This window comes from Sporobacter termitidis DSM 10068 (genome assembly GCF_900130065.1).
In the GTDB taxonomy this organism is placed as follows: Bacteria; Bacillota; Clostridia; order Oscillospirales; family Oscillospiraceae; genus Sporobacter; species Sporobacter termitidis.
Map to the genome: position 1 here is coordinate 85,093 of NZ_FQXV01000006.1, position 11,922 is coordinate 97,014.

The window sequence follows — 11,922 nt, forward strand, 5'->3', positions numbered from 1 at the left end:
AGCGCCATATGAAACGATATGTATGCCTGACAGCCGCAGTTGCGATAACGCTCGCCCTCTCGTCCTCGTGCGCCGGGGAAAATGCGCCGGCGCCGGCTGCTACCGACTGGAAATCCGGCGTCAGGACGGACTGGTCGCAGCTGACGGCTTATAAGGCGCCGGAGGAGATATATTCGCGGCTTTCGGCGGAGCGGATGCCGGAGCTTGTCCCGTCCGGGGATTACGGGCCGCTGCTGCCGTATATCGGGGAGCGCACTTACGGATATGACGACGGCAACCTGTTTGGGTTTGTCACCATGGACGGCAAAATAGTCACCGACGCGGCGTATCCCCTCATCGGCCTGGCGGACCAGGGGCCGAAGCCTGTTTACAGGCTGATAAAGTCCCCCGGCGGCGATACGGAGGACGGATGGCGCCGGGCGGATACCTATGGGGTATGCGCCTATGACGGCAGCTGGGCAACGGCGTACATATATCAGGGCGTGCTTTGCCTTGACGAGGTGATCCTGCTTGTCCGCGACCGTAAGACCAATGATGCCGACGTGCTGGATTACGACGGGCAGCATCTGTACAGCCTGAAGGATACGGCGTATTTCGACAGGCTTCTGCCCGGGATGTTCGAGGAATTCTTTTACGGCTACGGAGACGGGCTCCTGACCGTTCCGCTGGCCGACGGGGCGTCGGGGATGATCGACGAGCGCTCCGGAGCGCTCGTCGACACCGGTTTTGCGCAAACCGGCTGGTTTTCCGAGGGACTGGCTCCCGTAAGCAGCGGGGACGACGGGACAGGGCCCTTCGGCTATATCGACAGGAGCTTCAAGGTGGTCATAGAGCCCCGCTTTTACGAACCGCAGGAATTTTTGGACGGGAAGGCGGTCGTCCGCGACAAAGACGGCGATTATCTGATCATCGACAGGACGGGCGCGGAGCTTTTACGCGCCAAGGGCCCGGTCACACGGTATGGCGCCGGTGTATTCCTCGTTGCGGACGGAAACGGCGAGCGCTGGCTGGACGGGGACTTGAAGGCGCTGGCTCTCAGGCCGGGCTTCAGCGGAGAGGTGCACGCGCTGGACAGCTGGTATTGGTATAACGACGCCGAAGAGACCATCCTGTCCGACGGCAGACATGAATACGCGCTGCCAGGCGCCGTCCGGGTCATATCCGTCACGGGGGCGTTTGTCGAATACCGCAGCAGCGACAATTGCGACGGGGTAATGACGCTGGACGGAACGGATATCGTCAAAGCGGACGATCGGTACACGGGTATCTGGACGGTGGAGACAAAAAGCGGCGATATCTTCTTTGCGACAAATCGTTCCGACAATTATTCGCGGGAGTACGCGCTTTTAGACACGGAAGGCCGCACCGTCACGAAGGGCCGGGGCAGTATCTGGTATGACGGGCGGGCCGGGCTCTTCCAGATTTCCGCCGACGACTTCTTCGGCTACTGCGACGGGACAGGCCGCTTCGTGTTCAGGATATCGCTGATGAAATGGATGCCGGACTGACGCACGCTAACGCCCCTGTTCCCATGGTCACCCCCCACCGCGGCGCCGATGGCCGCGCGCTGCCGCCAGGCACCGAAAAATCGCCGGAAAAATGCCCTAATGCGGCATAAACAGCGGCGCTCCGGGAAAAATGCTGATGCGGACATTTCAGCATCAGCTTGCGGGCGAAGGGGAAAGCGCGATGAAAAAAACGACGGCGCCAAAAAAGAACAGGAAAATTATCGGTATCCTGCTGATCATTCTGGGCATTATCGGCATACTCGTCCCGATCATGCCGGGCTGGATATTTATACTGGCGGGCATTTCCATGCTGTAGCCGGGTTTTCTCTTGACTCCGGGTGAAATTGGGCTATGATAATAATTGTCATCGTTCCGGCGGGACGCGCACGGCGCCCGGCCGGCGCGCAATTATGTCGAACAGACGGAGGTATGATAATGGCCAAGCTCACGAAAGATTTTTTCACCGACGGCGAGGTTTTGATCCTCGGCTATCCGCTGAAGGACGACCCTTCCATGAAAATGATCCTGCAGGCTTTCCAGCGCGGCAGCATTGCGGTTTACGCCATGAACCCGAACGCCGAGGGCGACCGGGAGGTCAAAATCTACAAGAGTTTTGCCGAGCTGCCCAAGGTGCCGAGATGCGCTTATATCTATCTTGAGAAGGAAGAAATCACGCCGTGGATCTCCCAGATGAAGGAAAACGGCGTGCAGCGGGTCCTCTTCCACAGCAAAAAGGACGTGGAGCCCTCCGACGTGGACGCCTGCCGGAAGACCGGGCTGGAAACGGCCATCGCCTGCCCGCTGATGCTGCTGGGCGGCGGCATACATAAGTTCCACAAGCTCCTGGCCGGCGTTTGACCGGGCGCGGCAGGGCCAAAGGCTCAAAAATCGCCTGTTGAAATTTTAAAAGAATTGTGCTAGATTAGCAGCAGTTGAATATCGGCGTCAGGTGCCCCCGCTTGGGGGAGAATAGGGAATCGGAGCATAACCGAGCGGTCCCGCCACTGTATCCGGAGAGCAGTTCTCGTTATCCACTGGCCTTGCGGCCGGGAAGGAGAGACTCTGCGTTGATCCGTTAGCCAGGAGACCTGCCTGACGCCACGATCACTTATTCCGGCTGAGAATAGGGTGTAGAGGACCATGGTAAAATCCTTGAAGCGAAAGCTTCGGGGATTTTTTGTTTTCTCCCCTGTGCCGGCCGGAAAACATGACGGAGGCACGCATGAAAATTCTCAATCAGATCGCCGGCGGCGACGGCGCGGCAAAGTTCCTCCTGGGGCTGGAGGATGCGCATACCGTGGAAACGCTGTATATGCACGACAAGGAGCTGTCCCTGACATATCACTCAACGGTCTGCGTCTCGTCGCAGGTGGGGTGCGCCGTGGGCTGCCGCTTCTGCGCCACCGGCGCGCAGGGCTTTATCCGCGATTTGAGCGCGGAGGAAATCTTCGGCCAGGTGGCGGTCTGCGACCGGTACAGGGCCGGCGCCGGCTGTCCGCCCATCGACGCCGTCGTTTTCGCCGGCATGGGCGAGCCGCTTTTCAACGACGGCAATGTGACGCGCGCCATCGAAAAAATCGCCGGCGAGACGGACATCCGGGGCTTTGAGCTGGCAACGGCCGGCATTGTGCCGAAAATCCGCGGGCTGACCGGCTTTGTCCGCGAAAAAAATATCCGCCTGCGGCTGAATCTTTCGCTGCACGCCACCACGGACGAACAGCGCGCCCTGTTGATCCCGATGACAAAAAAATACGGCGTAAAGGCCATTCTCGACGCAGCCTCGGACTTTGCCGAGGCGACCGGGACGACGGCGCGCGTCCGCTATATGCTGATCAAAGGCGTCAACGATTCCGACGCGGATATCGGCCGTTTGACCGGGCTTTTGAAGGGCCGGCCGCTGAAGCTGATTATTTCCTCGTACAATGACAACAATATGAATGGCCTCTCGCCCGTGGGCCCACTTGATGTTTTGGAATTTTATAGTAAAATAAGAGATAACGTCGACTGCGACATCTTCCACAACTTCGGCGGCGAGGTCCTGGGCGGCTGCGGCCAGCTCAGGCAGGCGAGAAAGATATCGTAGATATCGGCAAAAATTTTTCCGGGAGTCATCGCGATGAATAAAGTGATATGCGTCTACAGTTCCTCCAGCAACACCATCGACCCATCGTATTTCGGCGCGGCGGCCGAGCTGGGAAGGGAGATCGGCCGGCGGGGCCACGCCTTTCTCTACGGCGGCGGGCTGACGGGCCTCATGGGCGAAAGCGCCCGGGCCGCCCATGAAAACGGCGGCAGGGTCATCGGCGTCATCCCCGAGGCCCTCAACGAAAAGGGGATCGTTTACGAATCGTGCGACGAGCTCGTCGTCACGGAGAGCATGCGCGAGCGGAAGGCGAGGATGGACGCCCGGTCCGACGCGTTCATCGCGCTGCCCGGCGGCTTTGGGACCATCGAGGAGATCATGGAGATCATCACCCTCAAGCAGCTGCGCTATCACAACAAGCCCATCGTCATCTTAAACGTGAACGGCTACTACAGCCATCTTTTGAAGCAGATCGACGCCGTGGTCGACCAGCAGTTTGCCAAGCCCGCCTGCTTTGACCTCTATCTCGTCACCGAAAGCGTCACCGAGGCGCTGGAGTACATCGAGCGCTACGTCCCCACAGGCTATGAGGAGCGCTGGCTGACCGACGTGGAGCCGGCGGTGGAAACGGAAAGCCGCCCCAAAGGCGGCGGGCCGGCGGACTTTGAATACTGCAAAATCGAGGTCTATATCCCCAAAACCCATCTGGCGCTCTTAAAGGACGCTCTCAGAAGCGCGGACGCCGGGCATATCGGCAATTACGACTGCTGCCTGTCCTACAGCGATTCCACCGGCTGCTGGCGGGCGCTCCCCGGCAGCAGCCCGTATCAGGGCGACTTCAACGTCATCTGCGAGGCGGACGAGTACCGGGTGGAGGCCATCTGCCTGACAAGCAAGGTGGAGGAGACCATCCGGGCCGTTAAGGAAATCCACCCGTACGAGCAGCCCGTTATCAACGCTATACCTCTGTACAGAACGGGGTTTTAACATTCAAAATAAACGGGCGGCAAAGCCGCCCCGTGGGGGACGCCGTTCTCGGCGTCCTATTTTTATTGACGTTACCGCCCGCCCAGCCTTGTAAACTCCTCCGGGGTCAGGTTGTAGAATTCGACGGCGAAGGAATCTCCGGCACAGCGGAGCTTGCTGATGCAGACGTTTTTGAGGACTGTCTGCCCCGTGCCGAGCTCGCCGCCCGACAGCACCGATAAAAGCGCGTTGATGGACGCGCCGTGAGAGACCAGAAGGATGTTTTCAGCGCCGCCGCACGCCTTATAAGCGTTCAAAACCCGCAGGAGCCTGTCCGTGAGGACATCGAAGGGCTCCATGCCGGGGTCCTCCCCGCTGGCCAGGAGCGCCTCCCGCTCCGGGAGCGTGATGCCGGAGAGCCTGCCGAAATCGCGCTCGGTCAGCCCCTCCTCCACGATCACGGGCGGGCCGCCCGTATATTCGGAGATGATCTCCGCCGTCTTTACCGCCCGCTTCAAGGGGCTCGACAGGATGCGGCCGGCCTTGACGCCGCGCAGGGCCCTGGCACACTCGGCGGACTGGCGGATGCCCGTTTCGTTGAGCTCGATATCCTCGATCCCCTGCAGCCTGTTCTGCCTGTTCCAGTCCGTCTCGCCGTGTCTGATGAGGTAAAAGGTCATGAAGCAATATCCCCTGCGTTGTGTTTATTCTTGTATGAAAAGTATATCATACTCGGCGCGCAAGAAAAAGGGCTTCGATTTCCTCTATCGGACATAAGAGCGCGTCCTGGAACTTTAATCCGGCAGCCTGTCAAAAAAACTGCATACAAAGGGGAACGCCTCGCAGAGTTTGCCGCCGGAGCGGCAAATAAATTCAAAATTGTCACGCAGGAGGACATGCGCCTCCGGAGTGACACTTCTCATGCAGCGCGCGGCTGAGCGCGCTGTATGCAGCCCCTTGTCAATAAAGCCCGAAGGGCTTTATCGACAGCTTGAAGCGGCGCTGAACGTCTGTTCAGCGCCGCTTCCGGAAAAGGAGAAAAACTGAATGGGAATACAAGATATGCGCCGGGCGGGTGTCTTTTTTTGTCGAACGGGGGAATTTTTGCGCGATTGGCGCGCCGGGCTTCAGTGATCCGCCGAAGCGCCGGGCATATAGTCGCGCAGGCCGCCGTAGACGGCGGGTATCTCGCGGAGGGCGACGACGGACAGCGTCGCGTCCTTCCCGCTCCCGGGCGGGGCGTTCGGCGCCGGGAAGCTGTCGACGATGACTTTACCGAGCTCGACGGTGTCGATGGAGGTATTTGTGCCCAGGGCGCTGAGCCACGCGGTGTAATCCCAGCCGTACGCCGGCGCCATCTCCTCCGAGCCGATCAGGTAATCGGCGTATGGCTCCAGCATGTATGCCGTTTCGACGGAGCTCGTGAGGCAGGCGTCAAAGCCGACAAAATCGAATTTCATGCCGCTGTCCATGAGCGCGCGGGCGATATCCGGCAGGAAAAGGACGGTGTCCGGGTACAGCTCGTCGGCGCCGTAGCCGTAGAGCGAACCGCCGCTGTGGTCCCAGAAGACGAGCGCATACCGGTTGGCCGGGTAGCTCGCCGCGGCAAAGCTGATGAAATCGCCCAGCTGATCCGGGCTGAGCATGGCCGTGGAGCCCAGGTCGGACAGCTCCCGAAGGCGGCCGTCCTCGATCGACCAGCGCTGGACGGTGCCGCCGGAGATGGCCCCGGTGCTCCAGGACGTGCTGCCGCCCGTTTCGAGGACGACATTGACGTTGTCGCCCAGGTCGGCCTCAAGCATCTCCCTGATGTCCAGCGTGGCATAGCCGCCGCCAGACTCCAGGTCGGACCCGCAGACGTAGATCATAACGGTGGCCTTATCCCTGCCGCCGCCCAGAAGCTGCGTGTAATTCTTGCGGAACCCGTCCGCGGCCGTTCCGGCGGCGCCGGACGCGGACGCTCCGGCCGTTTGGCCGGCGCTGACGCCCAGAACCGGGCCTTCGTCCTTTGTGTCGTTAACCAGGGCCAACAGGATAACAGGCACGAGGACGGCGGCAAGCGCCAAAAGCAGAATCGCGGCGGTGCGGCCGGTATTCTTTTTTCCCGCCGGTATATCGCCGGCGTCCGGCGCCAGGTAAGCGCCGCAATTTTGGCAGAACATTGCTTCATCGGGGGTTATGCTGCCGCATCGAGCACAGTACATAAAGACCTCCAAAGCGCCGTGGCGCAGTTGCCGTAAATTTACTTTTAATAACATTTTACATGTTGTTTCGCCCGAATTCAAGCCTGGCGGCACACATTTGGTATCTTTTTGGCCGCTTCCCCCGGCATGGAGAAATCCCATTATATTATATTCGGCAAAATTATTTTTGTGCCTGCCCCGGCGGCCCTGACGGGCACCGGGGCAGGCACAGGCAGATCATGTCCATTGGACACCATTTACGTCAATCGTACCGGAGAACGGCGACGCCGGCATGCTCCCGGAGGTTTGACGGGCCGACATCGAGAATGTCGTACTTTGTTGCTTCCATGCCCGACGCCGCAATGAAATCGCCGACCTTGCCGAAAGCGAGCCCCAGGGGGCCCATCGCCTTTGTCCTGTAATGCATCGGCACGACCACCGCGGGGCGGAGCTGGCGCATGACCTCGGCGGCCCTGCGGGCGTCCAGCGTGAGCGCGCGCCCGCCGCCGACGGGCACCATCAGGATATCCGCTTTCCCGACCGCGGCAAGCTGTTCGGGGCTCAGAAGATGCCCCAGGTCGCCGCAGTGGCAGACGCGCAGGCCGTCGATGGTCAGGTTGTAGACAATATTCTTTCCCCGCTTCGCGCCCGAGACATTATCGTGAAAGGTCTCCACGCCGGTGAGCTCTATGCCGGCGGCAGTGAAATGCCCCGGGTCCCTGATGTGCTCGAAATCGCCGCACACCGCGCCGACGTGGTTGTGGTCCCGGTGATTGTGACTGGTGGTGACGAGCTCCGCCTCCAGCGGCACCGGCAGCTTGTAGCCGAGCATGTTCTCATAGGGGTCCGTCACGATTCTGGTGCCGTTTTCGGCCGTGATCAGAAAGCAGGACTGTCCGAACCATTTAATTTTCATGTACCTCGTCCTTTCGGATGATTTCATTGCCGCCGAGCCGGCGGTAAACCTTAAAATATACCCATACCGCGTTTAAAAGCAGCAGCGCGCTCGTCACAAAAAATACGTACCGGATGCCGAACCAGCCGGCGATCTGCCCGCCCAGGACGGCGCCGCCGAACACGCCCAGATACCCCGCCGAAATGGTGAACCCGAACACCCGGCCGGTGAGGGCGCCTGGCGTTATTTTCTTGACCAGGGTGTTGACGGAGGGGTTGAGCCCGCCCAGCGTCAGGCCCAGAAGAAAGCGGAGCGCCATGAGCTGCCAGGGGCTGGTGACGAACGCCTGCGGGATATAGAAGATGCCCGCGGCGATCAGCGCGAACAGCATGACCTTGTGCGCCCCGACCTTATCCGACAGCCGCCCCAGCTGCGGCGCGGCAATGATGTTGGCAAGCCCCGAGGCCGAGAACGCCAGCCCCGCGATCAGCGCCACGTGGCTGGCGTCCCGCGTGAGCTGGGCGACGTAGACGGTGATGATCGGCTCGATCGTATAAAGGCCCAGCGTGATGATAAGAAACGTCACCGACAGGGTCACTGTCAGGCTTTTTTCGGGGACGCTCCGCCAAACCTCCCGCATGCTCATCGCCTTTTTGTCCTCACGGACGAACGACTCCTTGACGAAAAGCAGCGTTGTGACAAAGGCCACGAACACCAGCGCGCCCGTGATGTAAAATACGGCCCGCAGGCCGCCCTGATCCTCGATAAGGCCGCCGATCGTGGGCCCCAGGAGAGACCCGGCGACGCTGGCTGTAGAAAGCGTGCCCAGGGCAAAGCCGGCATGCTCCTTGTCTGTCTGGGTGGCGATGAGCGTGGTGCAGGCGGTGGAGTAGCCGGTGATGGCGCCCTGCAGCAGGCGCAGCACGATGAGAACGTAGACGTTGGCCGCAAAGCCCATGCAAAAAATGACGACGGACATGCCGAGACTGGCCCGGAGCAGCATGGGCTTTCTCCCGATTCTGTCGGCCGCGTGGCCCCAGATGGGCGAGAAAACGGCGGAGACGATGTAGGTGATGCCGAACGCCAGGCCCGAAAGCTGCGCGACCAGCGAGGTACTGTCCACGCCGAGATGCTCTATGTACAGCGGCAGCACCGGCGCAATCTGGCTGAGCCCCACGCCGGTGACGAACATCCCGAACCAGCAGACGAATAAGTTGCGCTTCCAAAGCGGCATAAAAAAAGACCTCCTGCCGAAGACATGAATCATATTCCACGACATCATAGTCCATCGGCAGACCGTTTTCCATGCAAAATCTTATACTTCATGAACGATCCTGCTGTAAAATTCAGAAGGGCTCACCCCGACGAGTCTTTTGAACGTCCTGCTGAAATAAAACTCGTCGGCGAAGCCCAGAAGCTGCGATACCTCCCTGACCTTTTTGCCGCCCTCGGGAAGCAGCTCCTTGGCCTTGTCGATCTTCAGCTTCGTAAAATATTCGATGACGGTGCAGCCCGTGGCTTTCCGGAACACTCTGGACAGATACGCCGGCGACAGCTGCACGAGGCGGGACAGCCCATCCAGCGTCACCTTGCCGCCGAGGTTCTCCAGCATAAACGCGATGACCTTTTCCACCTTGCGCGCGGCGGCGTAATTCGGGCTTTCCTCCGTCTCGTTTTGCGTGATCTTTATCAGCAGCTGCTGGAGCTGCGTCTTGGCCTCAAACTCATACCGGGGCAGCTTGGCGTACCAGCCGTCCACCAGCTTTTTAAAAAGCTCTTCCACCCCGCGGGCGTCGCTCAGCGCCCGGGCGGGAGACAGCGGCAGCGCCCGCGCCTCATCCCGAACGTCCCACTTCCCGTCGCTGAGGCGCACACGCGCGCAGGAGAAATGGACGGTCAGGAGGCCGGCGGGCGCGTCGGCCCGCATCTCCAGCGCATGCGGCACATTCGGCGCGATATACAAAAGCATCCCGCTTTGAAACGGGTGCCTTTTCCCCCGGACCGTTATACTCCCCGTCCCGGCGGTGACGAGCAGAAGCTCGTGGTGGGACAGCATTTTCATCATGGTGGGCCGAAACTCCCCAGGCTCGCGCTTTCCACCGTTGCAGTAATGGATATGAAAAAACAGATCATTGACCATGGCTTTCTCCCGAATAAAGCTTTTTGAAAATATCGTAGCACAACGGTTCACCCTTATGCAACGGGCGGCGGCGACGAAAATTGCTGTTGCAATTTCCGGCAGCCTGCGTTATGATATTATTATAAGTTCATATTGTGTCTTCAGGGCAGGGTGTGATTCCCTACCGGTGGTATAGCCCACGAGCGCCAAGGCGCAGATTCGGTGAAATTCCGAGGCCGACAGTTATAGTCTGGATGAAAGAAGATGACATGCGCGCGATTTGCCGTGCCTTTGATTGCTCTGGAATGTAAATTCCGGAGTTTTTTTGTTTAAAGCATTTTCGCAGCGCTGCGCATAATAAACGCCATGAAGATTTTCATGGCGTTTTTTTGTTTGTTTAGAAAGGAGGCGCGCCATTGACACATGAGACGTATATGGCCCTGGCGCTGGAGGAGGCGGAAAAGGGCTGCGGCTGGGTGAATCCGAACCCGATGGTGGGCGCGGTGATCGTCCTGGACGGCGAGATCATCGGCAAGGGGCACCATGAAAGATACGGCGGGCCGCACGCCGAGCGCAACGCGCTGGCCGGCTGCAGCCGCGACCCGGCCGGCGGAACGCTTTATGTGACGCTGGAGCCCTGCTGCCATCACGGCAAGACGCCGCCCTGCACGGACGCGGTGACCGCCAGCGGCATCAAAACCGTCGTCATCGGCGCGTCCGACCCCAACCCCTGCGTGGCGGGGGGCGGCATACGGCTGCTGGAACAGCACGGGATCGAGGTGATAAGCGGCGTGCTGGAGGATGCGTGCTCAAGGCTCAACGACGTATTTTTCCACTACATCACGGAAGGCACGCCCTTCGTCGTGATGAAATACGCCATGACGCTGGACGGCAAAACAGCCACCGTGTCGGGCAAGTCGCGGTGGATCACCGGGGAGGCGGCCCGGGCCCACGTGCACCGGTCACGCCACCGGTACTCCGCCATCATGGCCGGCGTGGGCACGGTGCTGGCCGACGACCCGCTGCTCACCTGCCGCCTGCCGGGGTGCAAGAATCCGGTGCGGGTTATCTGCGATACGAATTTGAGGATTCCGGTCAGCTCTAAAATCGCGGAGACGGCCGGGGCGGTGCGGACAATCGCGGCGACGGCGGCGGCGGAGAGCGATAAATCGGCCGCGCTGCGGGAAAAGGGCGTGGAAATCCTCCCGGTCCCCCTGATGGGAGCGCACATCGATCTGGCGGCGCTGATGGGGGCGCTGGGGGAGATGAAAATCGACAGCGTCCTTTTGGAGGGCGGCGCCACGCTGAACGCGGCGGCGCTCCAAAGCGGCATTGTCCACAAGGTGCAGGCCTATATCGCGCCGAAGCTTTTCGGCGGCACGGCGGCGAAGTCCCCCGTCGGGGGCCCCGGCGCGGACAGCCCGGACGACGCCGTTTTGCTGAGGGACCGGCAGGTTAGAATTCTGGGCGAGGACATTTTACTGGAATACAGGCTGAAATGAGGCGAGAGCATGTTTACGGGGATCATTGAGGAAATCGGGGCGGTGATGTCCGTCCAAAAGGGCGCGAAATCAGCCAGGCTCGCCATCCGGGGCGCGCTGATCTTCGGCGATCTGAAGGTCGGCGACAGCGTGGCGGTAAACGGCGTGTGCCTGACGGCCACCGGCGTCGGGGACCGGACATTTACCGCCGACGTGATGGCCGAGACGCTCCGGCGCAGCAATCTGGGCGGGCTGGCGGCGGGCAGCAGGGTCAACCTGGAGCGGGCGATGGCGGCGGACGGCCGGTTCGGCGGGCACATCGTCTCGGGGCACATCGACGGCACGGGCCGCATCGTCCATACGGCGCGGGACGACAACGCCGTGTGGGTGACGGTGTCGGCGCCGCCGGACATTATGAGGCTCATCGTGGAGAAGGGCTCCGTGGCCATCGACGGCATCAGCCTGACGGTGGCGCGGGTGGACGGGGACAGCTTTGCCGTCTCCCTCATTCCGCACACGGGCGCGGCGACGACGCTGCTCGACAAGGCCGCCGGCGGCACCGTGAACCTGGAAAACGACATTATTGGCAAATACATTGAGCGGCTGGCCGGATTCGGCGGGCAGAAAGAGCGGGCAAAAAACACTATCACAATGGAATTCCTGGCAAACGCGGGATTCTAGAATACT

The 11,922-nt window shown here is 60.6% G+C and carries 12 protein-coding genes and 2 riboswitches; of the genes, 7 read left to right on the top strand and 5 right to left on the bottom strand.

The genetic code is table 11. The features are described from left to right. The first annotated feature begins 8 nt into the window (after nucleotides 1-8). The 5 genes from BUB60_RS09785 to BUB60_RS20800 all read left to right on the top strand — a co-directional run bounded on the left by BUB60_RS09785 (nucleotide 9) and on the right by BUB60_RS20800 (nucleotide 4,578). Nucleotides 9-1,508, top strand: a complete 1,500-nt coding sequence (locus BUB60_RS09785; protein WP_073078327.1) for a WG repeat-containing protein — start codon at nucleotides 9-11, stop codon at nucleotides 1,506-1,508. 181 nt (nucleotides 1,509-1,689) lie between these two features. Further along, a complete protein-coding gene (locus BUB60_RS20755) occupies nucleotides 1,690-1,824 on the top strand; it encodes a hypothetical protein (protein WP_278277488.1) in 135 nt (44 codons plus the stop codon). A gap of 119 nt (nucleotides 1,825-1,943) precedes the next feature. Further along, entirely contained in the window at nucleotides 1,944-2,366 is a 423-nt protein-coding gene (locus BUB60_RS09795) for a CoA-binding protein (protein ID WP_073078331.1), read from the top strand. A 72-nt stretch (nucleotides 2,367-2,438) separates the two neighbouring features. Continuing rightward, nucleotides 2,439-2,618: riboswitch (cobalamin riboswitch) on the top strand. A gap of 112 nt (nucleotides 2,619-2,730) precedes the next feature. Then, on the top strand, nucleotides 2,731-3,591 hold the full coding sequence (locus BUB60_RS09800) for a radical SAM protein (protein ID WP_073078333.1): 861 nt from the start codon (nucleotides 2,731-2,733) through the stop codon (nucleotides 3,589-3,591). Between the two features lie 33 nt (nucleotides 3,592-3,624). Then, the gene (locus BUB60_RS20800; protein ID WP_073078335.1) at nucleotides 3,625-4,578 is read left to right on the top strand and encodes a TIGR00730 family Rossman fold protein; all 954 of its coding nucleotides are present in this window, start codon (nucleotides 3,625-3,627) and stop codon (nucleotides 4,576-4,578) included. 71 nt (nucleotides 4,579-4,649) lie between these two features. On the opposite strand, the gene BUB60_RS09810 is transcribed toward BUB60_RS20800, so the two are convergent. The 5 genes from BUB60_RS09810 to BUB60_RS09830 form a co-directional block, all read right to left on the bottom strand. Next, the gene (locus tag BUB60_RS09810; protein ID WP_073078337.1) at nucleotides 4,650-5,237 is read right to left on the bottom strand and encodes a histidine phosphatase family protein; all 588 of its coding nucleotides are present in this window, start codon (nucleotides 5,235-5,237) and stop codon (nucleotides 4,650-4,652) included. A gap of 447 nt (nucleotides 5,238-5,684) precedes the next feature. After that, on the bottom strand, nucleotides 5,685-6,761 hold the full coding sequence (locus tag BUB60_RS09815; RefSeq protein WP_207650767.1) for a clostripain-related cysteine peptidase: 1,077 nt from the start codon (nucleotides 6,759-6,761) through the stop codon (nucleotides 5,685-5,687). Between the two features lie 241 nt (nucleotides 6,762-7,002). After that, nucleotides 7,003-7,656 (bottom strand): MBL fold metallo-hydrolase, encoded by a 654-nt coding sequence (locus BUB60_RS09820; protein WP_073078341.1) that lies wholly within the window; start codon nucleotides 7,654-7,656, stop codon nucleotides 7,003-7,005. Next, nucleotides 7,646-8,869, bottom strand: a complete 1,224-nt coding sequence (locus tag BUB60_RS09825) for a multidrug efflux MFS transporter (RefSeq protein ID WP_073078343.1) — start codon at nucleotides 8,867-8,869, stop codon at nucleotides 7,646-7,648. Before BUB60_RS09825 ends, BUB60_RS09820 begins: the two co-directional genes overlap by 11 nt. Before the next feature lie 81 nt (nucleotides 8,870-8,950). Next, the gene (locus BUB60_RS09830; RefSeq protein ID WP_073078346.1) at nucleotides 8,951-9,775 is read right to left on the bottom strand and encodes a helix-turn-helix transcriptional regulator; all 825 of its coding nucleotides are present in this window, start codon (nucleotides 9,773-9,775) and stop codon (nucleotides 8,951-8,953) included. 132 nt (nucleotides 9,776-9,907) lie between these two features. Beyond that, nucleotides 9,908-10,024, top strand: a riboswitch (FMN riboswitch). A gap of 146 nt (nucleotides 10,025-10,170) precedes the next feature. Here BUB60_RS09830 and ribD point away from each other — a divergent pair. Both ribD and BUB60_RS09840 read left to right on the top strand, forming a co-directional pair. Further along, nucleotides 10,171-11,256, top strand: a complete 1,086-nt coding sequence (gene ribD / locus BUB60_RS09835) for a bifunctional diaminohydroxyphosphoribosylaminopyrimidine deaminase/5-amino-6-(5-phosphoribosylamino)uracil reductase RibD (RefSeq protein WP_143162315.1) — start codon at nucleotides 10,171-10,173, stop codon at nucleotides 11,254-11,256. A 9-nt stretch (nucleotides 11,257-11,265) separates the two neighbouring features. Continuing rightward, complete coding sequence (locus BUB60_RS09840) at nucleotides 11,266-11,916, top strand: riboflavin synthase (protein ID WP_073078348.1); 651 nt, start codon at nucleotides 11,266-11,268, stop codon at nucleotides 11,914-11,916. Nucleotides 11,917-11,922: the final 6 nt, after the last annotated feature.